Source organism: Priestia sp. TSO9 (assembly GCF_021029645.1).
GTDB lineage: Bacteria > Bacillota > Bacilli > Bacillales > Bacillaceae_H > Priestia > Priestia megaterium_E.
On sequence record NZ_JAJEKD010000015.1, the window covers coordinates 242,726 to 269,687 of the forward strand.

30 protein-coding genes, 1 pseudogene and 2 riboswitches are annotated in these 26,962 nt (G+C 39.0%); of the genes and pseudogenes, 9 read left to right on the forward strand and 22 right to left on the reverse strand.

What is annotated here, in order from left to right; genetic code table 11:
• Positions 1-240: 240 nt before the first annotated feature.
• A pseudogene (locus LJC66_RS15980) lies at positions 241-1,765 on the forward strand (catalase); the annotation flags it as partial.
• A gap of 217 nt (positions 1,766-1,982) precedes the next feature.
• Here the strand turns inward: LJC66_RS15980 and LJC66_RS15985 are convergent.
• Entirely contained in the window at positions 1,983-2,384 is a 402-nt protein-coding gene (locus LJC66_RS15985) for a hypothetical protein (protein ID WP_013057709.1), read from the reverse strand.
• A 303-nt stretch (positions 2,385-2,687) separates the two neighbouring features.
• Positions 2,688-4,025, reverse strand: a complete 1,338-nt coding sequence (locus tag LJC66_RS15990) for a sodium-dependent transporter (protein WP_230933005.1) — start codon at positions 4,023-4,025, stop codon at positions 2,688-2,690.
• A 172-nt stretch (positions 4,026-4,197) separates the two neighbouring features.
• On the opposite strand from LJC66_RS15990, the gene LJC66_RS15995 reads away from it, so the two are divergent.
• Positions 4,198-4,650 carry a hypothetical protein gene (locus LJC66_RS15995; RefSeq protein ID WP_230933006.1) on the forward strand — a complete coding sequence of 151 codons (453 nt, stop codon included), beginning with the start codon at positions 4,198-4,200 and terminating at the stop codon, positions 4,648-4,650.
• A gap of 42 nt (positions 4,651-4,692) precedes the next feature.
• Here the strand turns inward: LJC66_RS15995 and LJC66_RS16000 are convergent, their stop codons facing one another.
• Positions 4,693-5,118 carry a DUF6843 domain-containing protein gene (locus LJC66_RS16000; protein WP_195696599.1) on the reverse strand — a complete coding sequence of 142 codons (426 nt, stop codon included), beginning with the start codon at positions 5,116-5,118 and terminating at the stop codon, positions 4,693-4,695.
• 189 nt (positions 5,119-5,307) lie between these two features.
• Here LJC66_RS16000 and LJC66_RS16005 point away from each other — a divergent pair, with 189 nt between their 5' ends.
• The gene (locus tag LJC66_RS16005) at positions 5,308-5,454 is read left to right on the forward strand and encodes a hypothetical protein (RefSeq protein ID WP_195696598.1); all 147 of its coding nucleotides are present in this window, start codon (positions 5,308-5,310) and stop codon (positions 5,452-5,454) included.
• A gap of 18 nt (positions 5,455-5,472) precedes the next feature.
• On the opposite strand, the gene LJC66_RS16010 is transcribed toward LJC66_RS16005, so the two are convergent.
• From LJC66_RS16010 to LJC66_RS16080, 16 genes are all read right to left on the reverse strand, one after another.
• Complete coding sequence (locus tag LJC66_RS16010; RefSeq protein ID WP_013083802.1) at positions 5,473-5,889, reverse strand: DUF350 domain-containing protein; 417 nt, start codon at positions 5,887-5,889, stop codon at positions 5,473-5,475.
• Positions 5,890-5,903: 14 nt separating this feature from the next.
• On the reverse strand, positions 5,904-7,163 hold the full coding sequence (locus tag LJC66_RS16015) for a glutathionylspermidine synthase family protein (protein ID WP_230933007.1): 1,260 nt from the start codon (positions 7,161-7,163) through the stop codon (positions 5,904-5,906).
• Positions 7,163-7,483: a hypothetical protein gene (locus LJC66_RS16020; protein ID WP_013057715.1), complete on the reverse strand. Its 321-nt coding sequence runs from the start codon at positions 7,481-7,483 to the stop codon at positions 7,163-7,165. Before LJC66_RS16020 ends, LJC66_RS16015 begins: the two co-directional genes overlap by 1 nt.
• A complete protein-coding gene (locus LJC66_RS16025) occupies positions 7,483-7,941 on the reverse strand; it encodes a hypothetical protein (protein WP_230933008.1) in 459 nt (152 codons plus the stop codon). Before LJC66_RS16025 ends, LJC66_RS16020 begins: the two co-directional genes overlap by 1 nt.
• Before the next feature lie 115 nt (positions 7,942-8,056).
• Entirely contained in the window at positions 8,057-8,518 is a 462-nt protein-coding gene (locus tag LJC66_RS16030; RefSeq protein ID WP_013083806.1) for a hypothetical protein, read from the reverse strand.
• Between the two features lie 434 nt (positions 8,519-8,952).
• Positions 8,953-9,840, reverse strand: coding sequence for a sulfite exporter TauE/SafE family protein (locus LJC66_RS16035; RefSeq protein WP_013057718.1), 888 nt, complete (start codon positions 9,838-9,840; stop codon positions 8,953-8,955).
• 250 nt (positions 9,841-10,090) lie between these two features.
• Complete coding sequence (locus tag LJC66_RS16040) at positions 10,091-11,185, reverse strand: oxidoreductase (protein ID WP_230933009.1); 1,095 nt, start codon at positions 11,183-11,185, stop codon at positions 10,091-10,093.
• Positions 11,186-11,275: 90 nt separating this feature from the next.
• Positions 11,276-11,830: a signal peptidase I gene (lepB, locus tag LJC66_RS16045; protein ID WP_013057720.1), complete on the reverse strand. Its 555-nt coding sequence runs from the start codon at positions 11,828-11,830 to the stop codon at positions 11,276-11,278.
• A 254-nt stretch (positions 11,831-12,084) separates the two neighbouring features.
• Positions 12,085-12,519, reverse strand: a complete 435-nt coding sequence (locus LJC66_RS16050; protein WP_230933010.1) for a CBS domain-containing protein — start codon at positions 12,517-12,519, stop codon at positions 12,085-12,087.
• 35 nt (positions 12,520-12,554) lie between these two features.
• Positions 12,555-13,697: a KdpD-like non-kinase potassium sensor gene (gene kdpDN, locus LJC66_RS16055; protein WP_230933011.1), complete on the reverse strand. Its 1,143-nt coding sequence runs from the start codon at positions 13,695-13,697 to the stop codon at positions 12,555-12,557.
• A gap of 53 nt (positions 13,698-13,750) precedes the next feature.
• Positions 13,751-14,317, reverse strand: a complete 567-nt coding sequence (kdpC, locus tag LJC66_RS16060) for a potassium-transporting ATPase subunit KdpC (protein WP_230933012.1) — start codon at positions 14,315-14,317, stop codon at positions 13,751-13,753.
• A 13-nt stretch (positions 14,318-14,330) separates the two neighbouring features.
• A complete protein-coding gene (gene kdpB / locus LJC66_RS16065) occupies positions 14,331-16,406 on the reverse strand; it encodes a potassium-transporting ATPase subunit KdpB (protein WP_230933013.1) in 2,076 nt (691 codons plus the stop codon).
• 21 nt (positions 16,407-16,427) lie between these two features.
• Positions 16,428-18,089, reverse strand: coding sequence for a potassium-transporting ATPase subunit KdpA (kdpA, locus tag LJC66_RS16070; protein WP_195697030.1), 1,662 nt, complete (start codon positions 18,087-18,089; stop codon positions 16,428-16,430).
• Positions 18,090-18,113: 24 nt separating this feature from the next.
• Entirely contained in the window at positions 18,114-18,194 is an 81-nt protein-coding gene (gene kdpF / locus LJC66_RS28050) for a K(+)-transporting ATPase subunit F (RefSeq protein WP_195697029.1), read from the reverse strand.
• 381 nt (positions 18,195-18,575) lie between these two features.
• Positions 18,576-18,716, reverse strand: a riboswitch (cyclic di-AMP (ydaO/yuaA leader).
• Positions 18,717-18,731: 15 nt separating this feature from the next.
• Complete coding sequence (locus tag LJC66_RS16075) at positions 18,732-18,869, reverse strand: hypothetical protein (RefSeq protein ID WP_153254884.1); 138 nt, start codon at positions 18,867-18,869, stop codon at positions 18,732-18,734.
• A 72-nt stretch (positions 18,870-18,941) separates the two neighbouring features.
• Positions 18,942-19,084: riboswitch (cyclic di-AMP (ydaO/yuaA leader) on the reverse strand.
• A 158-nt stretch (positions 19,085-19,242) separates the two neighbouring features.
• Positions 19,243-20,310 (reverse strand): undecaprenyldiphospho-muramoylpentapeptide beta-N-acetylglucosaminyltransferase, encoded by a 1,068-nt coding sequence (locus tag LJC66_RS16080; protein ID WP_230933014.1) that lies wholly within the window; start codon positions 20,308-20,310, stop codon positions 19,243-19,245.
• 177 nt (positions 20,311-20,487) lie between these two features.
• Between LJC66_RS16080 and LJC66_RS16085 the strand changes: the two genes are divergently transcribed.
• Positions 20,488-20,823 carry a CHY zinc finger protein gene (locus LJC66_RS16085; RefSeq protein ID WP_050689852.1) on the forward strand — a complete coding sequence of 112 codons (336 nt, stop codon included), beginning with the start codon at positions 20,488-20,490 and terminating at the stop codon, positions 20,821-20,823.
• 19 nt (positions 20,824-20,842) lie between these two features.
• On the opposite strand, the gene LJC66_RS16090 is transcribed toward LJC66_RS16085, so the two are convergent.
• Positions 20,843-21,157, reverse strand: coding sequence for an ArsR/SmtB family transcription factor (locus LJC66_RS16090; RefSeq protein WP_013083811.1), 315 nt, complete (start codon positions 21,155-21,157; stop codon positions 20,843-20,845).
• Between the two features lie 204 nt (positions 21,158-21,361).
• Here LJC66_RS16090 and LJC66_RS16095 point away from each other — a divergent pair, with 204 nt between their 5' ends.
• The 4 genes from LJC66_RS16095 (at position 21,362) to LJC66_RS16110 (ending at position 23,739) form a co-directional block, all read left to right on the forward strand.
• Positions 21,362-21,646: a putative quinol monooxygenase gene (locus tag LJC66_RS16095; protein WP_013057729.1), complete on the forward strand. Its 285-nt coding sequence runs from the start codon at positions 21,362-21,364 to the stop codon at positions 21,644-21,646.
• Between the two features lie 29 nt (positions 21,647-21,675).
• Positions 21,676-22,413 carry an oxygen-insensitive NADPH nitroreductase gene (gene nfsA / locus LJC66_RS16100; protein ID WP_195696588.1) on the forward strand — a complete coding sequence of 246 codons (738 nt, stop codon included), beginning with the start codon at positions 21,676-21,678 and terminating at the stop codon, positions 22,411-22,413.
• Between the two features lie 92 nt (positions 22,414-22,505).
• Positions 22,506-22,943 carry a hypothetical protein gene (locus tag LJC66_RS16105; RefSeq protein WP_230933015.1) on the forward strand — a complete coding sequence of 146 codons (438 nt, stop codon included), beginning with the start codon at positions 22,506-22,508 and terminating at the stop codon, positions 22,941-22,943.
• Positions 22,944-23,058: 115 nt separating this feature from the next.
• Positions 23,059-23,739 carry a DUF4397 domain-containing protein gene (locus LJC66_RS16110; protein WP_025751171.1) on the forward strand — a complete coding sequence of 227 codons (681 nt, stop codon included), beginning with the start codon at positions 23,059-23,061 and terminating at the stop codon, positions 23,737-23,739.
• 35 nt (positions 23,740-23,774) lie between these two features.
• Here the strand turns inward: LJC66_RS16110 and LJC66_RS16115 are convergent, their stop codons facing one another.
• The gene (locus LJC66_RS16115) at positions 23,775-24,308 is read right to left on the reverse strand and encodes a GrpB family protein (RefSeq protein ID WP_230933016.1); all 534 of its coding nucleotides are present in this window, start codon (positions 24,306-24,308) and stop codon (positions 23,775-23,777) included.
• A gap of 560 nt (positions 24,309-24,868) precedes the next feature.
• Here LJC66_RS16115 and LJC66_RS16120 point away from each other — a divergent pair.
• Complete coding sequence (locus LJC66_RS16120; protein ID WP_230933017.1) at positions 24,869-26,617, forward strand: N-acetylmuramoyl-L-alanine amidase family protein; 1,749 nt, start codon at positions 24,869-24,871, stop codon at positions 26,615-26,617.
• Between the two features lie 32 nt (positions 26,618-26,649).
• Here LJC66_RS16120 and rpsN read toward each other — a convergent pair whose 3' ends face one another.
• Positions 26,650-26,919 carry a 30S ribosomal protein S14 gene (gene rpsN, locus LJC66_RS16125; RefSeq protein WP_098600994.1) on the reverse strand — a complete coding sequence of 90 codons (270 nt, stop codon included), beginning with the start codon at positions 26,917-26,919 and terminating at the stop codon, positions 26,650-26,652.
• Between the last annotated feature and the right edge of the window lie 43 nt (positions 26,920-26,962).

Here is a 26,962-nt window from a genome sequence, read left to right on the forward strand (position 1 = left end):
TTCCTACACTAATAATAGGTAAAAAATCACCCGTAACATTATCTTTATATTTCAAAAAAAACAATTTATTTTTTTGAAATGTGAAACTTTTTTAAAATTTATTCGTTTAGTGGATTTGTTCCCCCTCTCTAGTAAAACGGTTTTTCTTCTAAAAATTTATATTATTTCCATATTAATGAATAAAAAAGCGAGAGCTGAAAAAAATAGTCTTGTTATGTTTGAAACAAGGAGGATTATTTTATGAGCCATAAAGGCATTCATGGTACAAATGTTAGCGGATCAGGTGACTCGGAAGACAAACGCTATGCAGCCGGAGAAAACGAGCAGACGCTTACGACGCGTCAAGGTCACCCCATTCGTGATAACCAAAATTCTCGAACGGTAGGCAACAGAGGACCTGCTACTCTTGAAAATTACCAGCTGATTGAAAAACTTTCGCATTTTGATCGTGAACGTATACCGGAACGTGTTGTTCATGCACGAGGAACGGGAGCTCACGGATATTTTGAAACGTACGGAAAGCTTGGGGACGAGCCCGTTGAAAAATACACCCGCGCAAAAGTTTTTTCAGGAGCAGGCAAACAGACGCCCGTTTTTGTCAGATTTTCTACCGTAACCCATGGAAAGGACTCTCCAGAAACAATGCGAGACCCAAGGGGGTTTGCTGTAAAGTTCTACACAGAAGACGGAAACTGGGATTTAGTAGGAAATAACCTTAAAATATTTTTTATCCGCGATGCTATTAAATTCCCTGATTTGATTCATGCTTTTAAGCCCGATCCTGTGACAAACCGTCAAGATACCGAGCGTATTTTTGATTTTATTTCTCACACCCCTGAGGCTATGCATATGATTACTTTTTTATTTTCACCTTGGGGAATACCTGCTAACTATCGGCAAATGCAAGGTTCCGGTGTTAATACATATAAGTGGGTAAACAAAGATGGCGATGCGTTTCTTGTGAAATACCATTGGGAACCAAAACAAGGAATTAAAAATTTGACCCAAAAGCAAGCAGAAGAAATTCAAGCTAAAAATATCAGTCACGCCACTCAAGACTTGTATGAAGCGATTGAGAGCGGTAACTACCCCGAGTGGGAACTTTGTATACAAATCATGGCAGATGGAGAGCATCCCGAACTAGATTTTGATCCGCTTGATGACACGAAAATTTGGCCGGAAGACCAATTTCCATTTCTACCAGTAGGTAAAATGGTCCTAGATAAAAATCCAAGCAACGTATTTGCTGAAACGGAGCAAGTCGCATTTGGTACGGGTGTACTTGTAGACGGGCTAGATTTTTCTGATGATAAAATGCTGCAAGGAAGAACGTTTTCTTATTCCGACACGCAGCGTCACCGGGTGGGAACAAACTACTTGCAGCTGCCTATTAACGCGCCGAAAAAACATGTAGCAACAAATCAACGCGACGGTCAAATGGCCTATCATGTAGATGCTGCTCCAGGTCAAAACCCGCACGTGAATTACGAGCCTTCTTCTCTTGGAGGTCTTCAAGAAGCGCATGACCATCCAAAACCTCATCAGCCTTATGTTGAAGGAAATGTAAAAAAAGAAAAAATTGATCGTACAAATGATTTTAAGCAAGCTGGTGAACGCTATCGTTTACTAGAGGACTGGGAACGTGATGAGCTTATTCAAAATTTAGTAGACGGCTTAAAATGTTGTCACCATACCGTTCAAACAAAGATGATTGAGCTTTTAACTCAATGTGATTTTGACTATGGCAATCGAGTAGCAAATGGCATTGGTCTTCTAATGCATGATGATGGTTCCCTAGAAATTGAAATGGGAGCAGAAATGACTCCTACATACGGGAAATTGCCAAAAGAAGGCGGTTCACCGTTAGGAAGCAACAAAGCTGCTGATGCGGTAGAAGAAGCTAATGAAAAAGGACACGATGCTCATCCTTATTAACAAAAAACATCCTGCAGCGACAGCAGGATGTTTTTTGGGTTAAACGCTTATGACCAAGTAACGGCAAACACGTGGTAGTCATTTTTTAACTGTGGCGCATCAATGGGTGTCCCGTGCTGATATCCTTGTTTCACTCTTTTAGGATGTAAAGGTTGAACCCATTCTTTCACTTGCTGTTTTGTACCATTTGCTAAAATATATACACAATCAGAAAATGCCCCGTCATTGTTTGGACTATCAACTTTTAGTACTTCCACTAACACATCTTGGACACACGTTTTTCTCTGAATACACATAAGCGTATGGTAGATAATATCAGCGGACACATCGTTATTTAAACGAAAGCCCACCTTTTTTTGTTCAAAAAAAGACGAGAATGAGACGATTGGTAATGTCTTTTTTTGTTCATACGCTTGAGATAAAATCTTGACAAGAACTTCTCCACTCAAGATGATCCCTCTTTCTAAAAAACGCTTCATCACAACATATGTGAGCATTGATTATGCTCATAGGATAATATATTATCATAGTTTAATTCTGTGGTGTTAGTCTTTTTTGGGGTTTTTACACTGGGAATTATACCCGCCTATTTCTTGCGTTTCCCTGACGTTCTCGCTACTAGCAACACAATTATTAATAAAATAAATACCCCTGCCCCTGCAAACATATCATACAAGAAATCAAGCATCATAATCCCCCTCTTCCTTCAAAAAAACGCTGTTAAAACCAAGCGTTTTAACAGCGTTTTTTCGTTAGATAAAGCCTAGCATATTAATAAATACAATGATAATTAAAACAGGTGCAATGTATCGAATAGCAAGAAGCCATAAAGAGAACCAGCGCTTCACATTCGTTGAACCGTGCTTAAATTCTTCAATTAGTACATCTTTTTTCATTTTCCAAGGAACAAAGATGGCAATTAAAAGAGCACCTAGTGGCATAAGGATATTACTTACAAGAAAATCGAAAGCGTCAAAGATGCTTTTTCCAAAAATCGATACGTCACTTAATAAACCATACGATAGCGCTGAAGGTATTCCTACTATGAAGATTAGCAAGCCCGAAATCCAAGATAGCTTTATACGCTTATGTTGCTCTCCTTTGGCTAAAGAAGCAACAATAATTTCTAACATCGAAAACGCAGATGTCAAAGTGGCAAATAAAAACAGCGCCAAAAAGAAAGTTTGAAACACAATTCCGAACGGAAGCTGTTCAAAAATAGAAGGCAATACAATGAATAAAAGACCTGGTCCTTCCGTCGGTTTTACACCCATTGAGAAGACCGCAGGGAAAATTGCCAGTCCTGCTAGTAAAGAAATCAAAATATTTAACGCTGAAATTGAAATAGCCGATTTTGGCAAGTTCTGCTGCTTAGATAGATACGAACTGTACGTAACCATAACTGAAACGCCTACGCTAAGGGAAAAGAATGCTTGTCCCATCGCAAACAAAATGGTTTGGGATGTAAGCTTTGAAAAATCTGGATACAAAAAGAAAGATACGCCTTCCATTGCCCCGTCTAATGTTAAAGAACGAATAATGATAATAATAAATAAAATAAAGAGAGCAGGCATTAAAATTTTGTTTGCTTTTTCAATACCATTTTGAATGCCTCTTGCTACTACAACAATTGTTAAAAGAAGAAAAACAAATTGAGAGATAACAGCACTTGTTGGATTAGCAATGGTCGAGTTAAATAAACTCCCGTAGTCACTTACTCCATTCAGCTGACCCGTGACGCTTGCAAAAATATATTGCAAAATCCAGCCTCCTACTACACTATAGAAGGATAATAAAATAAAGCATGTGATCACACCTAAATACCCGATTCCTTTCCATAGGGAACCGGGAGCAACTGCATCATAAGCACGAATTGCTTCCTTTTGTGTATGTCTGCCTAGTACAAATTCAGCAAGCAAAAGCGGCAAACCAATAATTGCTGTAAACAAGATAAACAGTAAAAAGAAGGCCCCTCCTCCGCTTGTTCCGGCTACATAAGGCAGTTTCCAAATGGCTCCGATTCCAATTGCGGAACCGGCAGATGCCAAGATAAAGCCCAGTTTTGATGTCCATTGTTCGTTTTGACTCATTTTTTCTCACCATTTTTCTTTATTTATTCTGATTTGTCATACTATATCACACAACCCTTCTGTCGAAAAGGGTTTTTGTTGTTTTAACCCTCATCATGTGTTATGAATAGTATGTAGGTTTCATGATTTATTTTCGTAACTAAAAAAAGTTTGACAGTTAGAGGTACAAAAAATGACAAATCAGCAAGTAATACAGCAACAATTTTTAGATAAGTTCCTTGACTTTATCTTAGTAAAATGTCCAAACTGCGAACTATGTGCGCGAGTTGTAAAACTGGATAAAAAATTGAGCGGGTCAACGCACTCATGCACGTGTCCTCACTGCGGTTATCTAGACGTAGCCAATGCTGATAGCCAAGGACCGTTAGAACTTTCTGAAGCAGTAGATCCTTTTTTTCAGCTTCCGCTTTACTTAGAAACAATATGCCCTGAACGTCGACTTTGGGCTTATAACTTAGATCATCTTCAGTATATTGAGTCTTATATTGAAGTTAAAACATGCGGGGCTTGTTTCGACGAGCTGTCGGTTGAACATTCATTGCCAGATTGGGTAATTCATAAGCAAGAAGAAGCATTAATTGAAATTCAACGTTTAAAAGATACCGTCTTTTGCACATTCAAATGAAGATAGAAAAGAAACGTTGCCAAAGAGGCAACGTTTCTTTTTTTACGAAGGACTTTCTTCGGTAAGTTTTCTTCGATAGTCTCCGGCCTTATCGAACTCTTTTGCGGTGCCGACGAAAAAGTAGGTTACCGTATGATTTTTGTTACCTTGAGTCGTTCCATGAATCATCTTCCCTTGCTTCAATTGCTTTCGCTCTCCATTCTTATTTACATAGAAATATTTATTTCTTGCCCAGCCGCCGCCGCTTAAAAGCGTTTTGGTTTTCCCGACTCCCTGGTCATTTACTTTAAATACAGTGTAGTCTCCTTCTGTCTTGCTGGGATTTCCGTTATCTTTATCATATTCGACCATCACCCATCCTTTGTACCCTTCTGGTATAAGGAAAATGCTCGGTTGAGACGTTTCATCTGGGCGTCCACATCCAGCTGTGATTATAATCATTAAGCACAAAATGAGCCACCTTTTCATTTTTTTCAACTCCTTTCTCAATAAAAGACGTGCCTCTATACTGATTTTAGTTTTTGTTGAAGGTAAGATTATATTCTTTTTGCATCCCTCAATTTTTTCCAGTTCACCCAGTCAAATATGATATATTTACGTATTGTTTGTCACACACTATTAGCAGGCGTTTACAATTTACATGGGAGGATAACAAAAATGAGCTATGTTTTTTTATTTATTTTGCTCTTTGTCATTCCGCTTTACACACAGCAAAAAATTGTTCGTGCCGACCGTGAAAATACACGTACATTATCACTAAGTGAACACGAGCAATCTGGACATAAAAAAAGCGATTCCCCGTAAAACAGGAATCGCCTTCTTTTAATATGTTAAGCTTCCGGCCACAATAAGGCCGACGGCAACCGACGCTGCAAAAAGAGTTACTCCAACCGCTATATTTCCTTCTTCTACTTTTTTGGCTAGGCTCGTTTTAGGCGTCATGATAAATTCAATAATCCAATATGCCACTACTTGAGTAATGATACCTACTACTCCCCAAAGAGTTGCATCTACCAAATTTAAGCTGTTGCTCCATACAGTAAAAATGACAATAGCAAGCCCGATTCCTTTTCCCCATAATTTCAAAGCGACCGCCACATTGCCTTTTTTTATGAGTTCACGGTCATTAAATTTTGTTGTTAATTCAAATACCATAACTCCGATAAATAATAGCCCTAACCCTACCGCTACGTGAGATAAAAAACTTCCTATACTAGCCCAATCAATCCATTGTGTCATTTTTATTCCCCTTTTCATTTTAATCCAATCGGCAAATAATACGATTCGTTATCGGTAATTTGATTTCCAGCTCGTATTCCTACTGCGCTTGCTTTTCCATTTAATAAAAAGCACCCGTACATGATATGAGCCTCTATTGTTTGCGTTTGAGTCTTCATCGTTGCAGTTGGCAATGGAATAAACTGTTGATACACAGCCGTGTATTCTTGATATGTTTTATGCTGATCTTCGTCTATTTTGATTCCGTCTTCATTATAAATTTCAACGGTATCTCCCTCACGACCAAAAGATGGTTTCTTTACAAATGCTTGTTTTCTTTCAATAAATGGATCTTCTTCTAAATACGTTGGTAAAAAGTATGTTTCAATGATGTGATGCTCTTCTTTAGTGAAAAAAGGATGATATTGTTCATGCAAAGCCCAAATGAGGGCTTGAACGGCTTTGGACTGCAGCAAAAATGCAGAAGGCGGATTGATTATGGCTACTTGTTTTTGCTGTGCCAATGTTAAAAGCATATGTCCGACTTTTTCATGCGTACTCGGATCTTCATCTTCAATTAAATGTTCAAGCGGATACGTTTGGCGATAAAGTACGTCTATTTTTTGTCCATATTGATCATACACGCCCGCTTCTATATATTCACCTTCTTCCACTGTAGAGGAAGGGACAATTCGAAGCTGGGATAATGGAACGTATGTAGCATCTACATCGGCTAGCTTCATTAAGTAAAGAGTCGTTAGCTTATCTTCTTCATGTGTATCATGAGAAGAAAAAACGACGTTTGGATAGTTCGTTCTATCGAGCTCGTTATAAGCTTCAAAAATGGCGTGTTTTAATACTAAAGCAAGCTTTTTTTCTTCAAGCTTATTAGGGTTTTGTACTTGAAAATGCCGACAGACTAACTCATTTACATGAAATAATTCTTTAATAAACGTAGGCGTATCCGCATTTAGTTCTAAAAGCTTGATTTGATCAGTCGTAACAGCAAAATCAAGGCGCGAAATCACACTTTCTGTTTCCATCGTTTTCAGTCGTAGGTACGGGAGGCTGTCTTTTGGAAATCCTAAAGAAAAAAGCGTCTGATTATCTAATGAACGAAGTAAAGGTGCAGTTTTAAAAAATAATTCCCCAATTTGATTTGCAGCTTCTTTAATAGAATCAATGATATGAGAAGACTCTATATGTACGTCATAAAGAGCATACTCTGTTCCGTATAAATCGTGCCAAAAATCTTCAATTTCTTTATAAAACATTTCTCGCTTTTCTTTATGCATTACCCGCCAAAACCGCCTTTAGAGCCGCTCCCAATTCCCGATTTATACGAGCTGCTTGATTTAAATGATTTATAGGCCGATGATGAGGTCAACTGTTTTTTAGAGCCGTAGTAGCGGCCTCCATGATAATATGAGCCGCTGTGCGAAGAAGAAGAATCTGAACAGTAGTACGTTTGGGTATCTTCATCCCACTTCCACTTGTCACACGATTTATCTTTCGGTTTAGCTGGTCTTGCCTGATCAGTTGAACCACAGGCAACGAGCGACGTCATTAAAGCTGTGGTCAAAACTCCAGCCATCATTTTTTTTGTTTTTGACATTACACCTTCCCCCCTTCATACGTTACGCCTGTTTTTGTTACATATAAACTGTACACGCTGCGATCTTCATCAATTTCCGCAGAGTCTCTTTCCCATTCCCATCCATTGTAGTAGGTATAAACTGTTCCGATATAGCTTAATACGTCCAAATGCGTATCAAATGAAGAGATGAATAAAATCGGGTGTCCTAGAAGAGAATTCAGTTCGCGGAATTCTAATATAATCTCTCTGTGATCATCTTCTGCTTGCTCTTTCGGTCCATGTTCATGTTCTTTTACATAAATAATATGTATATCACCTTCGACTGCAGATGAAGTTTGTTTATACGTTACTCCTTCTTTAACAAAAAATTCGCATTCTCTTCTTGCTAAAATTTGTTCAAGTTCAATAGATTGATAGTGATAAATAGATACAAACGTATCATCAGGCTTTAGCAGTCGGTATTCTAACTTTCCCATTGTGCAACTCCTTTTGTGACTTTTTTGTGAACGTTCTTTAATAAATACGCACAGATTTTCAAAAAGTTTCAATTTTTCTCATATTAAAAGGTTTAGCTTTAAATAAGCTAAACCTTTATTTTTTTATCACATCTGTCACAACTTCATAACCGCCCGTGTATGGGTCGAATACATATTCAAGCATGCCGTTTCCACGATTGACTTTAAATAGATAACGGTATTTTTTAGGGCTGTCTTTTGCTGGATATACGTATTTTCCTTTTTGGAACTGACTTAGCAAGAGCTGTTCTCTTTGCGCAAGCATTTTTTTTGCTTCATTATAGCCATACAGCGGGAGATTTTTGGCATAGAGAACCGGTACGAATACAAGCACAACGACTGAAATCGTAATAAGCCCTTGTTTAAACCACCGCATAAATCTCTTTGGATTTCGCGAAAGTAGCATCGTGATGACAATTACTATTAACAAAGGAACAATATATACTTGAACATATGGAATGTTTGCAAATACAGGTCGATTAATCAATAAGACAATTACTTCGATAGCTGCTACTAATACTAAAATAAAATAGACCACTTACTCTTCACACCTCGACGATTCAATGAATTTTATATGTGTTAGAAAGTATTCCCACTCATGAATGAACTCGTCTATTGTATCATAAGATGCAAAAAAAATATCTACGCTTCTCTATTTTAAGGAATTCAGATAATAAAAGAGATTGAGACATAATGAAATCACCCCAATCTAAAGACGAACAAATGGGATAATACGCTAGTATGGCCCCCTTGTTACACCGCTGTTGATTTCCGTGCAAGCCTTCGCTTTCCGCAGGCGGCCGCTAAGCCTCCTCGTCGCTTGCGCTCCAATCAACAGCTAGAAGCCACTATATATATGAAACTACCTTCACCCTAAACATAAAAAAATCTGAACGCATTTGATTCTCCATCCAGAATCAAATGCGTTCAGATCTTCCTTTAACTAAGCTACTTTTATTCCATCCTCTTTTATTACGAAACTTCTACGTTTCGATTTTGATTATATTTTTTTCCTTGTAACAGTGAGTAAATGATTGCTGCTGCCCACACAATAAGTATGAATGCATATACAGCTATCTGAGTTGAGCTGCTTGATACCCAAGTGTTTAAGAGTGTTCGAGCATTTGTTAAAATGATAAACCCACCAACAAGTGAACCAAGCAAGTGAGCCGGGATAATACGAACAAACCATGCAGCAATCGGAGCTGCGATAATTCCGCCAATCATAAGGGCGCCTACCCAGAACCAGTTTACCTGCTCCCAGCCAAGAGAAATTAAAAAGCCAAGTGTAGCCGAGACGGCAATAGCAAATTCACTTGTATCCACGGTTCCAACGACTTTCCGTGCTGTTGTGCCTTTTTTAGCTAGCAATACAGGCGTTGCTATCGGCCCCCAGCCGCCGCCGCCTGTAGCATCAGCAAATCCAGCAATTAATCCCAACGGAATGGACTGCTTCGTCGATAAAGGTTTGGTGCTCTTTTCTTCGTTTGTTTTAAACGTAAATAAAAAACGAAATAACACATAAACTCCTAGGAGTAATAAGAATGTTGAAACGTAAGGCCTTACTGCATCTCCAGGTAAATTACTTAGAAAGCAGGCTCCTACAAAAGCTCCGATGGAACCTGGGATAATTAGTTTTAACACCATCGATTTATCTACATTTCCAAATTTAATATGCGAAACACCAGAAGCTGCTGTTGTTACAACTTCTGCTAAGTGAACAGATGCGGAAGCTACAGCTGGTGCAATTCCAAACGTTAAAAGCAGCGTAGTTGATGTCACCCCGTATGCCATTCCGAGTGATCCATCAATTAACTGAGCTAAAAAGCCAATAAGTGCAAACGTAATTAACTTTTTCATGTTGTCCCTCCACTTTCATCTTCTGTTAGAAAGCACAAAAAGGCCTCCAACAGTTGTTTGCTAGAAGCCTTCGGTATGTCCGATCAGCTGTCCGTTTTATGAATAAGTTGTTTATATTGTAATCCTAACTATTCCTAGAAGTCAACTGTGTTTTTGATTTTTTCTTTTAGTCTATGTACGCTGCTTGGTTATAGTATCAGTAAAATAAAATTCTTCTTGTTAAGTCAACAACATAAAAACGACCGCTCACTTAATAAGGGCGGTCGTTTTTATGCGTGTCTTTCCAATGAGCCAGCACTTCAGGAGGCAAACTCACATCTTTATCTAATGACGTCTCATCCATAGAAGCGGGCTCATCGCTATTTATCACTTTTTCTACCCAATCTGGCTGTACAACTAATGCTTGTTCAATCGTAATTAAAGCTAGCCCTTGCTCGAAAGCTTCTGCTACTTCTGTTGCCGTAAGTCCTCCTGTACCCACAAGAGGGACCCGATGATTGACGTGCTTAATAATCGAAGAAAGCAGTGAACGATTTTCTTCCCTATTTAAGGTAGGTTCATGCAAAGCACTGATATGTAAATAATCAATTTCTGTATGAACAAGACGATCAATCCACTCAAATGTATCTTCCACTTTAGTTCCTAAATAGCCTTTTTCTTTGGGTGCTAATGTATACCCCACAATAAATGGTTTGCCCGCATGTGCTGCTCGACGCGTCACTTCACGAATAACTTCAAGTGCAAAAGTGAAGCGGTTTTCTGCGCTTCCGCCATAAGAATCACTTCGTTCATTGGCTTGCCTTGACATAAACTGCTGCAGTAAACATTCATTTCCCCCGTCAATTTCTACTCCATCAAACCCTGCTTCAATAGCTCTGGTGGTAGCTTCGCCAAACGCTTGAACTACATAAGTTATATCGCGCTCGGTCATTTGAACAGGCTTTTTCCCTTTACGTTTATGAGGCTTTTCACTTGGGCTAATAGCTTGCCACTTATTTTCCATTTCTACACACTTTCTGCCCCCGTGCGATAGTTGAAGAATCGCTTTAGCTCCTCTTCTATGAATCATTTGGGTTAGTTGATGAAGCTTTCGTATGACCTGATCACGATGAATTCCGATTTGACCATGTGCTACTTGGCCATTTTCTGTGGTAAACGCGGGGCCGATAATTACCGTACTGACGCCCCCTACTCGTTTTTCGTAAAAAGACATATCAATATCAGACATTTCTCCGTTTTCCCGTGAAGCGTATATGAGGATAGGTCCCATTGCTAATCGGTTTTTCATCTCAAGAGCATCAACAAATTTAAAATGCTTAAATAATTTTTCATAGGCTGTCTTCAATTAATTCACACCTTTTTTCCTTAGCTTGCCCATCTAGAAGCCGAGTAGACATAGGCACAAAAAAAGAAATACCTTGGCCGGCATTTCTTTTTACGTTGTTTTTCTTATTTTTTTAATGGGGTAAAATACAAATTCGCTTTTTCCGACAATCCGTTTTTCATCAATGAGACCTAGACCGTTGCGGCTATCCATACTGTACAGACGGTTATCACCCATTACAAATACTTCGTTTTTAGGTATTTGAACGGGTTCAAAATCTCCTGTTAGCTCCATATCCATGTTATTGGCAATTTGACGATTCGTTTTTAAATAAGGTTCACTTACTTTTTTATCATCAATATAAAGCTGATCTTTTTTCATTTCGATTTTTTCACCTGGCAGACCGATTACTCTTTTTACATAATGCTTATTCTTAGCCTCATCTTTAATAATCACAATATCTCCGCGGCGAATATCATGGAGCGAATACGACAGTTTATTCACAAACAAACGCTCTCCGTTATGCAGCGTTGGGTTCATTGAAGCGCCTTCTACAATATACGGAGAAAATAAAAATGCGCGAATCATAAATACTAGAGCGATAGCGAAGATAATAGTTTTGAATATGCTGCGTAATTGATCGCTTTTTGTTTTTTCCGTAGTCAATATACTTTGTCTCCTTTGTACAGCTCACTTTTCTTATGTAAAAAAGCAAGAAACCTCTTACTTTAACACTTATTCTAACTTAACCGTAGAAAGAACTGAAATCAAATGTTTTATGTTATGTAAAAAAAGAACCTCTAACAAATGTTAGAGGCTTACATTACGCAAGTTTCGTCTTTACATCTTTTATTATAACATTAATTATATAAAAAGAGACTACCTTTTATGTAAAAATTATGTTTTTTACGTAAACTTAACTAAATCTTCATATTTAAAGGGGCTTCTCCACGTATAAAAAGTTGAGAGATGCAATACTCTATAATCTCTCTTCGCCGCACAAGTCCAATAAAAATGTTTTGATCATCTACAACTGGTACAAAATTTTGTTCCGCCGCGCGTGACAAAATACTTTCCATTTCGTCATTAATGGTGATAGGTTCATAATCGCGATGCCTTGGGACCTCTTCAATTCGCAGGTGTTCTAACTCATGGAGTTCTATATGTTCTAGGCTTTTTAGCTTCCATAGCAAGTTTCCTTCTGCCAAAGTCCCTTCATATTCTCCTTTTTGGTTAATGAGAGGTACAGAAGAGTAGCGATGATACTCCATTTTCTCCAATGCTTGACGGACAGTTGACTGTGTCGACAAGGTAACGACTTCTTTTTTAGGAAGTAAAAAGAACGCAATATTCACTTATATTCTCCTTTTACTATACATCCATTTTATTGTTATTGCTTTGCTGAATCTGAAACAATATGAATATCGATGTTATGAGTCTGCCGCATAATTGTATTCACAATAGAGCCTTTTCGAATCTCTTCCCACCTTGTCCTCGCTGATTGCCCTAGTAAGATTTGAGTAACGCGATACTGCTTGGCTACGTTCACAATCACTGCAGCTGGTTTTTGCTTTTTAGCTTCTTCAACAAGTAGCGATGCGTGAAAGCGATTAGCAAATTCCTGCCACTGTTTGATTTGTGCTTGATGCCTTTCAGTTTGCTCGCCTGTAAAAACATGAAGCAGCAGTAAATCTGCTTTCAATCGGTTCGCCATTCTCCAGCCTCGTCGAATTAATTTTTCAGCTGTTTCACTGTATTGAATACATACTAAAATGCGTTCGCAAATACCTGTTACGCCAATTTCATGGGAATGAATGAGTTTGCCGTCCACTTCATCCGCTATTTCTCTGAGCGTTAATTCACGAAGAGCATGGAGATTTGCGAGCTTAAAAAAAGACTGCAGGCTTTGTTCAATTTTATGGCCTTCGTATATTTTGCCTTCACGAAGACGCTTTTGCAGCTGTTCCGGCGTAACGTCGACAAGCTGAATTTCATCTGCTTGCTGAATAAATAAATCTGGCACTGTTTCACGAACTTTTACCTGGGTAATGGCATATACGAGATCATGTACGCTTTCCATATGCTGAATATTCATTGCTGACATGACTGAAATACCTTGGTTGAGCAGGTAAGAAACATCTTCAAAACGTTTTTTATGACGGCTTGTCGGAACATTTGTATGAGCGAGTTCATCGATAATTACAACTTTTGGGCGCCTTCTTACAATCGCCAGCAAATCAAGTTCTTGCAATTCTTTTCCTTTATAAAAAATGGTTTCTCTTTGGATTACTTCTAGATTTCCAAGCATCTCTTTAGTCTCGTGCCTGCCGTGTGCTTCTATATATCCAACTACGGCATCTATGCCTTCTTTGACTAAATCGTGCGCATCTTGAAGCATTTTATACGTCTTTCCTACTCCCGGCGCGGCACCGATGTAAAGTTTAAGCTTTCCACGCTTCTGATCATGAAGTTCACGCAATAGTTCTTCCGGAGTTTTTCTTCGAAAGTATGGATGAGCTTCTTTTTCTTTCATTGTTTGTACTCCTTTATCACACTCGCTTCAACATATGAAGCGAGTGCATGTAATTAGCGCTCTCGTTGAACAGCTAAATTCAGCTCTACTACATTTACTCGCTTTTCACCAAAAGCTCCTTGCTGAGTATGTTCTTTGATCAGCTCTTTTAGCCTGTTGGTGTTAATATGTGCTGTTTTTGCCACACGTTCTACTTGTGCATATGCAGCTTGTGGCGTAATGTCAGGATCGAGTCCAGAAGCCGAATTTGTGACGGCATCAATTGGAATTCCTTCTTTTGGCACCTCGTTTTCTTTTTTCCACGCCGCTACGGATTTCTCGATACGATTCGTAAGATCTTTATTTGAAGGTGCTAAATTCAACGACCCAGACCCTGCCCCGTTATAATCAATACTAGAGACTCTGCCATGAAAAAATGTATTGCTCGTAAACTGCTGCCCAATGAGCTCAGAACCGATAACTTGATGCTTGTTTGAATAGATTAAGCTGCCGTTTGCTTTACTTGGAATAGCCGTCTGAGCAATTCCTGTCATCACAACAGGATAAATAAGGCCACAAAGAATTATCATCATAATTGTTAAGCGAACAATAATGCTTCCCGTTCGTTCTGTTTGTATCATCGTTTCTTCTCCTCTACATTACAAATGAAAGTAGTAAGTCAATTGCTTTAATCCCAATGAATGGAACCAATACCCCACCTAACCCGTAAATGAACAAATTTTTTCGCAGCAGGGCGTTAGAACTCATCGGCTTATACGCAATTCCCTTCATGGCTAAGGGAATTAACAGCGGGATAATGACCGCATTAAAAATAAGCGCTGACAATACGGCAGATAGAGGTGAATTCAGCTTCATTACGTTAAGAGCCTCCATTTGCGGAATCGCCAAGGTAAACATCGCTGGAATAATAGCGAAATACTTAGCAATATCGTTTGCGATACTGAATGTAGTTAAGGCACCCCTTGTCATTAATAGCTGTTTTCCAATCGAAACGACTTCAATGATTTTAGTGGGATCAGAATCTAAATCCACCATATTTGCTGCTTCTTTAGCAGCTGAGGTTCCGCTGTTCATTGCTAAGCCAACATCAGCCTGAGCAAGTGCAGGGGCATCGTTTGTTCCGTCACCTGTCATGGCAACTAGCTTTCCTTGCTGCTGTTCGTATTTAATCACTTGAATCTTGTCTTCTGGCTTGCATTCCGCAATAAATTCATCTACTCCCGCTTCTTTTGCAATGGTTGCTGCGGTTAATGGGTTATCTCCTGTACACATGACTGTTTTGATACCCATTTTACGAAGTTCCTCAAAGCGTTCTTTCATTCCTGGTTTTACCGTGTCTTTTAAATAAATCAAGCCGTAAATTTTATCATCAGCGGCCACAGCAAGCGGCGTGCCACCAGCTCCTGCAATTTCGTTTGCTTTTTGCTGCAAATCAGAGGGAATCTTCCCTCCATTTGACTCTATCCATGCCGTGACGGCGTCCACTGCCCCTTTCCGTACAGATACATTCTGTAAGTCAATGCCGCTCATTCGCGTTTCGGCTTTGAATTCAACAAACGTTCCTTCGGTTTTTCTAAGATCTTCTACTCCCATGCGATTTTGAATAAAATCAACAACTGAGCGCCCTTCTGGTGTTTCGTCATAAAGAGAAGAAACAAACGCCCATTTGTAAAGTTCACGTTCGTCTATTCCTTCTACAGTCGTTAATTGATGAGCCATTCGGTTTCCAAACGTAATGGTGCCGGTTTTATCTAAAATAATTGTGTTGATGTCACCAGCTGCTTCTACTGCTTTTCCTGACATAGCAATCACGTTAAACTGCGTAACTCGGTCCATCCCAGCAATTCCAATGGCTGACAATAATCCTCCAATTGTTGTAGGAATGAGGCAGATGAGCAGTGAAATTAAAATAGCCGTGTCGAGTTGAAAATGTAAGTAGTTTGTAAAGACAGGAAGCGTCACAACAACTAATAAGAAAATAATCGTCAGGCTTGTTAAAACCGTATTTAGCGCAATTTCATTTGGCGTTTTTTGACGCTCTGCTCCTTCAACAAGCGAAATCATTTTATCTAAAAACGATTCACCTTGTTCACACGTAATTTTAACTGTAATTTCATCGCTGACAACTCTTGTACCTCCAGTTACAGAGTTAAAATCCCCGCCTGCTTCTTTCATAACAGGTGCCGATTCACCGGTAATGGCCGATTCATCAACAGATGCCAGTCCTTTAATGATTTCTCCATCTCCAGGAATCATTTCGCCTTGTGAAACGACGACGATATCTCCTTTTTTTAGTTGCGATGCCGACACTTGTATCATTTGCCCGTTTCGAAGTTTATTAGCTGTAATATCCCCTTTAGACTGTTTTAATGAGTTTGCCTGTGCTTTTCCCCGACCTTCTGCTAATGCCTCTGCAAAATTAGCAAAAACAATTGTAAAAAATAACACGAGGGATACGGCAATATTAAAGCCTGCGCTTACTGTACTTTCTCCGAAAAGGTCTGGAACAACAGCTAAAAAAAGCGTAATAACAAACCCGATTTCTACTACGAACATGATAGGATTTTTTATCATCGTTCTTGGACTTAGCTTGATAAAAGCCTGCTTTACTGATTGAATAAAAATCGATGAAGTTTGTTTATCTACAGAACCTTGAATGTGACTGTTACGATCCAATTCAAGATTATTCGTAAAATTCCGTTTATTCATTATAATCCTCCGCTTTCTTGATTACAGTGTCAAATACTCAGCAACCGGCCCAAGTACAAGCACTGGGAAAAACGTAAGTGCTCCTACAATAACGGTAGTTCCAATTAAAATGCCGCTAAATAAAGACGTATCCGTTTTAAATGTCCCAGGTGTTTCAGGAATAAGCTGCTTGGATGCTAGTGAGCTCGATACCGCCAGCATCGTAATTAGTCCGAAGTAGCGTCCAATATACATAACAATTGCCGTAGAAATGTTCCAAAACGGCGTTGCATCACCTAGTCCTTCAAAACCAGATCCATTGTTTGCTGCTGATGATGTAAATTCATACAGTGCCTGACTTAAGCCGTGAAAGCCTGGGTTTGATATACCTTCTATTCCCAAATGAGTAGTGAGCGCTACGGCTGTTCCTCCTAAAATTAGCAGCGGCTGCAGAATAAGCGTCACGGCGATGAGCTTCATTTCTTTTCCTTCAATTTTTTTACCTACGTATTCTGGTGTTCTGCCAACCATTAAACCTGATAAAAATACGGCAATGATGACGTACATCATCACATTCATAAACCCTGCTCCAACACCGCCAAATACGGTATTTAACATCATATTTCCAAGCGTCAATAACCCGGTAAGAGGCGTAAGAGTATCGTGCATGGTGTTGACTGCACCTGTTTCACTTGCTGTCGTCACGATGGCGTACAGAGTTGACATACCGACACCAAAACGGACTTCTTTCCCTTCCATATAACCGCTCGCTTCATTTAGGTGAAAAGCACCAAGTCTTGGATTACCGCCCCACTCTGTTACAAACGCTGTGCTTAAAATAACGATAAACAGCATACTCATCGCTACAAACAAGATGCGGCCTTGCTTACGCTGTCCGATCATTTTTCCGTACGTAAAAGGAAGTGCTGTTGGCAATAAAAGCATAAGGACGATTTGTAATACATTGCTTAACGCGTTAGGATTTTCAAACGGATGGGCTGAATTAACACCAAAAAACCCCCCTCCGTTGTTGCCTAGCTCTTTAATTGAAAGAAAAGAAGCAACTGGTCCCCTTTCTATTTGCTGTGTTGCCCCCTCTAATGTATGGGCAGTCACCGTTCCGCTTAACGTTTGAGGGACACCTAAAAACATAAATAAAATGCCTGTTATAAAAGCGATAGGAAGTAAAACACGCGTAATTGACTTTACAAAATCAACAAAAAAGTTTCCCATTTCCTTCCCTGCCAACCCGCGAATAAAAGCGATTGCTGCTGCAAGTGCCGTTGCTGGTGCAGCAAACATCATAAATACAACGGCTGCCATCTGCGAGAAATAGGACAAACCTGATTCACCGCTGTAGTGCTGCAAGTTCGTATTTGTCATAAAACTAATGGCCGTGTTAAAAGCAAGGGCCGGATCCATTCCTTTGATGTGGCTTGGGTTAAGCGGCAGTACCCCTTGAAACCGGAAGATAATGTACACCACAAAAATCATAAACGTATTCGCCAAAACGAGAGCAAGTGCATATTGCTTCCACGTCTGATTGTATCCTTTGATTCCTGCTGCTTTAAACATCACCGTTTCTATCTTTCCTACCAAGCTAGTGTTTTTATCGTTTGAAAACACATTCGCTATATAAATACCTACGGGCTTTGCAATAAGCGCTACAAAAACAAGCAGCAGCGCAACTGATAGTAGAAAAATCCCCACGTTTTATTCCTCCGCTTATTAAAAATGTTCTGGATTTAACAGTACATATACTAAATAAATTAAAACGAGAACTGAAATACCTAGCAAAATGAACGACATGTTCACTTCTCCTCTCTTTCATCTACTACATGAGACGACCAGCAAATAATTCCGTACATAGCAGCTGTTAATATGACAAGCGTTCCAAGCATGATCATATCCAAGTTGCTCCCTCCTAACTGTTTCTTACTACCAATGATTGTCTGAGCTTAGTGACTGTTACTGTGCGTAAAGCATCACGCCCAAGTGAGCTAGCTGCGAAAGGTTATCTTTGATTGTTTATTCCTCACGTATTGTTAATCACGTTTTAACAGCCCTACTATAGCCTCTTTACGGTGCAGACATAACCTGCTCTCCTGTTTTTTTATTAAAAAAACCGCAGAAGAGAGTCCTCTTCCGCGGTTTAATGCACGACAAATAAGCCGTGATCGACACGAATTTTTTTACTCCCAAAACGCTTACGGAGTTAGCTGTCGGATTCGGGTTATGGAAGTAACCCTACTCAGTTAAGAGATTCACCCCTAGTACATACGTACAAAATATTGGGTCCCCCGCTCATAATTGATTAAGCGTATATTTGTTATTTAATTTTTAGGCTTAATTATGTTTTTTACTGCTGCGTTTAATACTTTGATTAGCCAACGTAGACAAATAGCGGTTTGCTAGATCAAAAGATTGCTGATCGCATATTGCGCGATATTCAATCATTTGAATCATTTGCTTAGATAGATGCATCTTGACGCTCCTTTCACCTATATTTTGAAAGGAACGCGCTATCCGCTGTTATAGAAAACGACCACGATTACACCATCCTCTCTCTTAACGCTTACGAAGTTAGCTGACGGGTTCGGGTCAAGAAAGTAACCCTACTCAGTTAAGAGATTCACCCCTAATAATTGGGTCCTCCGCTCTTTCCCTCTCTTTCAGGAAAGACTCAGCGTTTCACTGTGGAACGTTTCATGAGAGTAATCTTACTCCTGTTAAAATTTACTGTCAACAACATTTTTTGAAATTTTAAAAGCTTTATTTTTTGCTGTTTATTCATTATTTTAAAATAATAGATTCAAAGAAAAAAAGCGTTCTTATCTCCTCGATAAGAACGCTTTTTTTAGCTCATTTTCTCAATTTCATTTACAAGAATTGAAATGGCATCCGTTTTTGTTGCTTCACGCATTGTACGCTTCATCGTACTTGCCTGCTGCTGAAGTTCATTTACTTCACGCAAAAACACTTCTTTTGTTAACTGTTCTTCTTCCACAACCATACAGTAGCCTTTTTTCTTAAAGGACTGTGCATTTAAAATTTGATCTCCTCGACTTTGTGCTTTTGATAAAGGAATAATCATCATCGGTTTATGAAGGGCTAAAAACTCAAATATGGCATTGGATCCGCCGCGTGTAATCACATAATCAGTCGCTGCTAGAACATCTGGAAGCTGTTCATTGACATATTCTAACTGACGGTAGCCCGACTCTTTTTCAAGGCTTGTATCAATATTGCCTTTTCCGCACAGGTGTACAATTTGAAATTTCTTTTGCAGTTCAGGCAAGGATTCTCGAACAACTTCATTGATGCGGCGTGCTCCTAAACTTCCGCCCATAATCGTTAAAATTGGGCGCTTATCATAAAAGCGAAGCCAGCTTTCCCCGTTCGCTGCGCTTCCGCTAAATAATTCTTTTCGAATAGGTGAACCAACAACCTGCACTTTTTCTTTTGGAAAATAGTTTGCCGCTTCATCAAAAGAAGTAAAAATTTTAGTGGCAAATTTCTGCGCAATTTTATTTGCCAGTCCCGGTGTTAAGTCACTTTCATGAATGAACACGGGAATGTTTAACGATTTAGCAGCCATTACAACAGGAACTGTGACAAAACCGCCTTTTGAAAACACAAGAGAAGGCTTTAACTTTTTCAGCACGCGACGTGCATCGCCAACTCCTTTTGCTACTCGAAATACATCTTTTACATTTTCCATATCTACGTAGCGACGTAGCTTACCGCTTGAAATTGCATGATATGGAACGTTTAATTTTGTAATTAATTCTTTCTCGATACCATTGTGAGAACCGACATAATGGATATCCCATTTTTCACTGTCTAATTCTTTCATAATGGCAATGTTTGGTGTTACGTGTCCAGCTGTTCCGCCTCCGGTAAAAACGATAACTTGCTTACTCATTTTTTCTTCCTCTCTTTACTTCACTTAATTGATCTGTTTTAACATCAATTTTTATCTGATCTTTTTAGCATGCAATCTGACATGTAAAACGATGGTTTTATTATAGCATTTTTCTTTTTACATATGTATGATAAGGCGTATAAAAGCATGCTATACTTTTCATAGGGAGTGATGATAATGAACAAATCTGCACCTGTCGTAAAAGGTGATACGGTGGATTCCGAAACGCGCTGCATGCACTATCGTACGGATAAAGATATTATTGCAATAAAATTTTATTGCTGTAATACATATTATCCATGCTATCAATGTCATAACGGACATGCTGATCATGATATTAAAACGTGGCCAAAAGCTATGTTTAATGAAAAAGCTATTCTTTGCGGAGTATGTAAACATGAGTTATCAATTCATGAATATTTAACCTGTAACTCGACTTGCCCTCACTGTCGTTCTTCTTTTAATCCCGGATGCAGCCTGCATGGACACATTTATTTTGAACAAAAAAGCTGAACAAAACGTAGTTCAGCTTTTAAAATAACTGCTCATCTATATTTATAATGGAAGGAAGCAGACCTGGGAACAATTCCTCAAGTTCTTCTAAACGCAAGGAATAATAGTGCTGCGTACCTTCTATACGTAGTTTGATAATTCCAGCTTCGCGAAGTACTTTAATATGATGTGATAGCGTTGATTTTGATACATTTAATTTTTGATAATACGAACAGGTCTGCTCCTTTCTTGTCGCTAAACACTGTACAATTCGCAGCCGGTTAGGATCACTCAACGCGTGTAAAATAGGCGTTAATTTAATTTCAGATTTCGGTGGTTGATAAGGTTTTCTCATGCTTAAAATATAACACAGCTTCTTTTGTGTATCAATGTTCGATAACTTTCGAACTAAATTCCTTGCACTGTTATTTAATCGGTGTTATAGTTTCATTGTTCGATGATATTCGAACTTATCTTCATTTTAATCATAAATTGAATGAAAGATTAAAAACAAAACAAATAATATAAAGCACCATCATTATTAAAGGAGGAATCACCCATGATTCATTTACAAGCTTCAATGAAAGTTAACCCAGCAAAAAGAGAAGAATTTTTAGAAAACGTACAAGAACTAATTAAGCATTCTTTACAAGAAGAAGGAAACAGCAACTATCAACTATTTGAAGATGCTTTTACACCTAACACATTTATGATGATTGAAGAGTGGAAAAGCGAAGAAGCAATTCAAGCCCACAATAAATCAGCTCACTTCCAAAGTTTTGTAGCATTTGCTCAAACTGGCGTACTTGTAGCACCTTTAGATGTAAAAACATTACAAGGTTAATCATAACTTCTTTGAAAGGATGACGCATCATGAATGAAGCAATTCGTACAATTCAAGATCACCGTTCTATCCGTAAGTATACAGACGAAGCAGTAAGTGACGAGCATTTAGATACGATTATTCAATCTGCTCAGTCAGCCGCTTCTTCTATCAATGGACAGCAAGTGACTATTATTAGCGTCCAAGATAAAGAAAAGAAGAAAAAACTTTCAGAGCTTGCCGGCAACCAAGCGTGGATCGACCAAGCTCCTCTATTTTTAATCTTTTGTGCAGATTTTAATCGTGCTAAGATTGCAGCTGAACTTAACGATGCCCCTCTTGGCGTAACTGATGGGCTTGAATCAATCTTAGTCGGGGCAACCGATGCTGGAATTTCTTTAGAAGCCGCAACAGTTGCAGCAGAATCACTCGGTTTAGGTACAGTCCCAATCGGAGGAATTCGCAGAAAGCCGCTAGAAGTCATTGAACTGCTCGATTTACCGGAATACGTATTCCCAGTAAGCGGTCTTGTGGTTGGACATCCGGCAGATCATTCTGCGAAGAAACCTCGATTGCCACAAGCTGCTGTGCACCATCGTGAAAGCTATAATCATGACTTAAAGTCATTGATTCAAGACTATGATGCTGAAATGGCAGAGTATATGAAAAAGAGAACAAACGGTGCTGATGACCGCAACTGGTCACAAACGGTATCAGCTATTTATAAGACCATTTATTACCCAGAAGTTCGAGCGATGCTTGAAAAACAAGGGTTTAAATTCGAATAACCAAAAGCTGCGATGAACATCGCAGCTTTTTTATCTACTTTAACAGCGTGCTGAATAGACTAAAAGTAATACTCAATAAATGAGGTGTTGGTATGGAGTTTATTTTAATTTGTAATTTTCTTTTAAGTGCAACCGCAGCGTTTTTATTGGTGCCGGCTGTTACAAAAAAGCACACTCTTCACGTGACTTTACTTTCTCTCCTTTTCTTCTTTTCAATTGTCCCGACTTTTCTTCTCGCTAATCCACATATCGGCGTTTTACCTTGGGCTATTCGAGACGCTCTTCTATTGTTCGCTGCATTCCTTTTGTTTTATTTAACCTTCACATTAAACAGTTGGAAAACGCTTTTGTTTTTTCTTCTATTTTTACTGTCGATTGCTCCTCTTGCCTACGTCGTATATGATGACTTTACGCATACGTATATAGATGCCAATATTGGGCTTAGCCTAGGCTTTTTATTGACATGGCTCTTAACAGCTCTGTACAATATTTTGGCTATTCTTCGATTTTTTCGTCAGAAATCTCAGTAAACACATCAAAAGTTAACAAACAAACGAATAGTTGATTTTATTTAGTATACGCTAACAACTGCACAGTCCTTCTCTTTACATAAAGCTGTGTATACTAAAAAAGGAGTGATACTTGATGAAACGACTATTCGTAATGGCAGCAGTGATTGCCTTCTTGGCACTTAGCCGCATGTTAGTATTTGCCGCTGAAACACCTCCTGCTGCAGATGAGCGAACAGCTCAAAATGCAGAAGTTCGCATCGTTCATGCTTCACCGGATGCTCCGGCTGTAGACATTTTTGTGGATGACAAAGCTTTAGTAGAAGGAGCAAAGTTTAAAGATGTCGCCAACTCTTTGCCTTTGGCAGCCGGTTCTCATAAAGTAGAAGTATACGAAGCGAAGACAAAAGGAACAAAAGATTCCATCATCGAAGCTACCCTTGTTGTAGACGGTGGAAAATCGTATACAGTGGCCGCTGTAAATAAAGCAGAAAACCTTGAACTACAGGCTTTCACGAATAATAAGCAAGGAATGGATGGGAAAGCAAGCTTACGTGTTGCTCATTTATCTCCTGATGCTCCTGCGGTAAACGTAGGTCCCAAAGGTGCTGCTCCTTTATTTAAAGATCTGTCTTTTAAAAGCATTTCAGGTTATCAAGTAGTAAATCCGGGATCGTATGATCTATCTGTTTCTACGGCAGATGGAAAAGAAATACTAAGTCTTCCTGGAACAAATCTTCAAAGCGGTAAAAACTATACGGTTCTCGCAGTGAATACTGCTGACAAGCTTGAGACCATTGTTTTACAAGATAATTAATTAAAAAAACGTCATTTCAATTGAAATGACGTTTTTTATAGACTGCGCTGAATGAATTCCTCTTTTTTGCACTCATAGGTAGAAATGTCGTTCCACAGTCGTTTTGAAAGCTCGTATTTCATACCTTCATATTTTTTTCTAGCACGTTCGTTCGAGCGTAACTGCTCCCTGAAATTAATTCGTTCGTTCCAGTAAGGTGATTCACTGACCGTTACGTACACATGACTTCTTCTCGCATCATGTGGAATGAGCTTACGGGCATTTTCAGCTGTCATAATTGTAGGGTAGTGTGCAGCTGGAACGCCTTCTTTTAATAAGACAAACATCTCTTTTTCCGCTACATATACGTGAGATTTATTTTTTAATATAGCGCGCACTTCATTTATATCTTCTTCGCGTTTGACTCCGATTAAAATATCAACGATTGGTGAACCAGCTAATCCTGGAACGGACGTGCTTCCAATATGTTCGATGTCTACTGAAAAATCTTTTAGTGTATTAAGCAACGCTTCTTTTTCCATTTGATACAAAAGCGACCACTTTGTTTCATACTGAACAATCTTTCGCATATCAGTTTCCACCCTTTCACTTTTTTATACTGTATCATGTTTTAAAATAAAAAGAAAGAATTTTCTAACTATTTACTTTTAGTTTATGCTACGAGCTTTACACCCCTCCAGACAGGCTTTGTATTATTTTATATATTTTTGTTATTTTTATTCTACATGTTTCATAATTGTGGATGTTTCCTCCTCCAAAAGATAGATACACTTTTAGTGTCTATCTTTCCTCTATCATATTCACACTCAGCTGTTTTATACTATTTTACCTTTTTGTTAGTAGAAGACATATCCTCAAAATGTAGATGAACAAAGGATTAAAGGTCTTTACTATCGCTAAATTACACCTTCAACATAATTATATTTTACATTAATGTAAAATTTTATCGTTAAGGATGGCAGATAGTTCAAATTCATTATACAATTGAATTTCGACATATAGTATGATGGATAATATCGGTATTATGAGATAATAGTAGATTTAACTCAAATTTTTGGGCTATTTGCCGATATATGCTTTGTATACTAATAACCTTATGTTGAAATTTGTAATTTGCAAGGAGGAAAAAATGAATAAAAAACATGTCATGTACACAGCCGTTTCTTCTGTTCTTTTAAGCTCTTCATTGCTTTTGCATTCAATTGATGCAAATGCAGCTGAATCGGCTAAAGTAACTGCTACATCGTTAAATGTACGTGCAACGCCTAGTACAAGCGGTGCTATCGTTGGAAAAATAACGAAGGGAAACACCGTTGATATAGTAGATGAAAGCAAAGGATGGGCTAAAATTACCTATAACGGTAAAGAAGCTTGGATTTCATCTCAATACATAAATAAAACGCAAACAAACAGTACGTCTACTGCAAATTCGACATCGAAGTCAGCGGTCGTGAATGCTAGCTCATTAAACGTTCGTTCTTCTGCAAGCACAAGCGCATCCCTCGTGACAAACTTACCGCGCAATGCAAAAGTAACCGTGGTAAAAGAAAGCGGATCTTGGTCACAGATTAAAACGGCAAGCGGTCAAACGGGCTGGGTGGCGAGTCAGTATTTAAAAACAGGCTCTGCTTCTTCTACGCCAGCTAAAGATTCTGGGTCCACGACGTCCAAGTCAGCGACCGTTAATGCGAGCTCATTAAACGTTCGCTCTTCTGCGAGCACAAGCGCATCCCTCGTGACAAACTTACCGCGCAATGCAAAAGTAACCGTGGTAAAAGAAAGCGGATCGTGGTCACAGATTAAAACGGCAAGCGGTCAAACGGGCTGGGTGGCGAGTCAGTATTTAAAAACAGGCTCTGCTTCTTCTACGCCAGCTAAAGATTCTAGCTCTACAACATCGAAGTCAGCGGTCGTGAATGCTAGCTCATTAAACGTTCGCTCTTCTGCAAGCACAAGCGCGTCCATTGTGACGAACTTACCGCGCAATGCAAAAGTAACCGTGGTAAAAGTCAGCGGATCGTGGTCACAGGTTAAAACGGCAAGCGGCAAAACGGGGTGGGTAGCAAGTCAGTATTTACAAACTGATTCCGGACAGTCTTCACAAACAGCCCAGTCGATTCAAATTACAAAAGCTTCAAATTTACGCAGTCAGCCGAGCTTAAATGCGGGAATTATTCGCGTAGCAAAAGCAGGTGAAAGATTCAAAAAAGTAGGCGAAGCGAATGACTGGGTGCAAATTCAGTACTCTGCGAGTCAAACAGCATGGGTATCAAAAGGGTTAACAGCTGCGGCTGGTTCTACACCTTCAGCTAGTTTGCCTTCTCCTTCTGCTGCTTTAAAAGATAAAATTATTGTAGTAGACGCTGGGCACGGCGGATATGACCCTGGCACTTCAGGCAAGTCATCGATTGAGAAAAATTTAGCGTTAACAACAGCAAAACTTGTGGCAAGCCGCCTAGCTAATTCTGGAGCAAATGTATTTATGACGCGTTCAAACGATACTTTTATTTCACTGAGCGGACGGGTGAATGTTAGTGAAGCAAAGCATGCAGATGCATTTATCAGCATTCACTATAACGCTTCTACTTCATCTTCTGCAAACGGCATCGCATCATTTTATTACAGTGAATCCAAAGATAAAGAATTAGCAAAATACATTCAAGAAAGCATGGCTGAAAACGCGCCTTCTATGAAGGATATGGGGGTTCGTTTTGGAGATTATTATGTTACTCGCGAAAACAACCAGCGGGCTGTACTTCTTGAATTAGGCTTTTTATCAAATGCTCACGATGAGCAAATTGTTTCTTCTAACGCGTATCAGCAGCAAATATCTACAGGTATTTACCAAGGAATTGCTCGATATTTTGCAGCTAATTAATAATAAAAGCCCTCATTATGAGGGCTTTTATACTACCAGCTTGCTTTTTTAACACCTGGAATTTGCCCTTTGTAGGCTAATTCCCTAAAAGCGATGCGTGACATTTCAAATTTTCTAAGGTAGCCTCTCGGACGACCAGTAACGCGGCAACGATTATTTAAGCGCGTTGGCGAAGAATCTCTAGGCAATTTTTTTAACGCTTCGTAATCTCCTTTTTCCTTCAGCTCTTGGCGCAATTGCGCATACTTCGCTACCATCTCTTGACGCTTTTGTTCTTTTATAACTTTTGATTTTTTAGCCAAATTCTTTGTCATCCTTTCGTTTTATTACTTTTTTATTTGAAAT

What these genes read in the sequence shown, in the direction of transcription:
- LJC66_RS15990 (WP_230933005.1), bottom strand. Translation starts at nt 4,025, where the DNA reads ATGAGTCAAAACGAACAATGGACATCAAAACTGGGCTTTATCTTGGCA.
- LJC66_RS15995 (WP_230933006.1), top strand. Translation starts at nt 4,198, where the DNA reads ATGACAAATCAGCAAGTAATACAGCAACAATTTTTAGATAAGTTCCTT.
- LJC66_RS16000 (WP_195696599.1), bottom strand. Translation starts at nt 5,118, where the DNA reads ATGAAAAGGTGGCTCATTTTGTGCTTAATGATTATAATCACAGCTGGA.
- LJC66_RS16005 (WP_195696598.1), top strand. Translation starts at nt 5,308, where the DNA reads ATGAGCTATGTTTTTTTATTTATTTTGCTCTTTGTCATTCCGCTTTAC.
- LJC66_RS16010 (WP_013083802.1), bottom strand. Translation starts at nt 5,889, where the DNA reads ATGACACAATGGATTGATTGGGCTAGTATAGGAAGTTTTTTATCTCAC.
- LJC66_RS16015 (WP_230933007.1), bottom strand. Translation starts at nt 7,163, where the DNA reads ATGCATAAAGAAAAGCGAGAAATGTTTTATAAAGAAATTGAAGATTTT.
- LJC66_RS16020 (WP_013057715.1), bottom strand. Translation starts at nt 7,483, where the DNA reads ATGTCAAAAACAAAAAAAATGATGGCTGGAGTTTTGACCACAGCTTTA.
- LJC66_RS16025 (WP_230933008.1), bottom strand. Translation starts at nt 7,941, where the DNA reads ATGGGAAAGTTAGAATACCGACTGCTAAAGCCTGATGATACGTTTGTA.
- LJC66_RS16035 (WP_013057718.1), bottom strand. Translation starts at nt 9,840, where the DNA reads ATGAAAAAGTTAATTACGTTTGCACTTATTGGCTTTTTAGCTCAGTTA.
- kdpDN (WP_230933011.1), bottom strand. Translation starts at nt 13,697, where the DNA reads ATGAAAGAAAAAGAAGCTCATCCATACTTTCGAAGAAAAACTCCGGAA.
- kdpC (WP_230933012.1), bottom strand. Translation starts at nt 14,317, where the DNA reads ATGATACAAACAGAACGAACGGGAAGCATTATTGTTCGCTTAACAATT.
- kdpB (WP_230933013.1), bottom strand. Translation starts at nt 16,406, where the DNA reads ATGAATAAACGGAATTTTACGAATAATCTTGAATTGGATCGTAACAGT.
- kdpF (WP_195697029.1), bottom strand. Translation starts at nt 18,194, where the DNA reads ATGTCGTTCATTTTGCTAGGTATTTCAGTTCTCGTTTTAATTTATTTA.
- LJC66_RS16075 (WP_153254884.1), bottom strand. Translation starts at nt 18,869, where the DNA reads ATGCATCTATCTAAGCAAATGATTCAAATGATTGAATATCGCGCAATA.
- LJC66_RS16080 (WP_230933014.1), bottom strand. Translation starts at nt 20,310, where the DNA reads ATGAGTAAGCAAGTTATCGTTTTTACCGGAGGCGGAACAGCTGGACAC.
- LJC66_RS16085 (WP_050689852.1), top strand. Translation starts at nt 20,488, where the DNA reads ATGAACAAATCTGCACCTGTCGTAAAAGGTGATACGGTGGATTCCGAA.
- LJC66_RS16090 (WP_013083811.1), bottom strand. Translation starts at nt 21,157, where the DNA reads ATGAGAAAACCTTATCAACCACCGAAATCTGAAATTAAATTAACGCCT.
- LJC66_RS16095 (WP_013057729.1), top strand. Translation starts at nt 21,362, where the DNA reads ATGATTCATTTACAAGCTTCAATGAAAGTTAACCCAGCAAAAAGAGAA.
- nfsA (WP_195696588.1), top strand. Translation starts at nt 21,676, where the DNA reads ATGAATGAAGCAATTCGTACAATTCAAGATCACCGTTCTATCCGTAAG.
- LJC66_RS16105 (WP_230933015.1), top strand. Translation starts at nt 22,506, where the DNA reads ATGGAGTTTATTTTAATTTGTAATTTTCTTTTAAGTGCAACCGCAGCG.
- LJC66_RS16110 (WP_025751171.1), top strand. Translation starts at nt 23,059, where the DNA reads ATGAAACGACTATTCGTAATGGCAGCAGTGATTGCCTTCTTGGCACTT.
- LJC66_RS16115 (WP_230933016.1), bottom strand. Translation starts at nt 24,308, where the DNA reads ATGCGAAAGATTGTTCAGTATGAAACAAAGTGGTCGCTTTTGTATCAA.
- LJC66_RS16120 (WP_230933017.1), top strand. Translation starts at nt 24,869, where the DNA reads ATGAATAAAAAACATGTCATGTACACAGCCGTTTCTTCTGTTCTTTTA.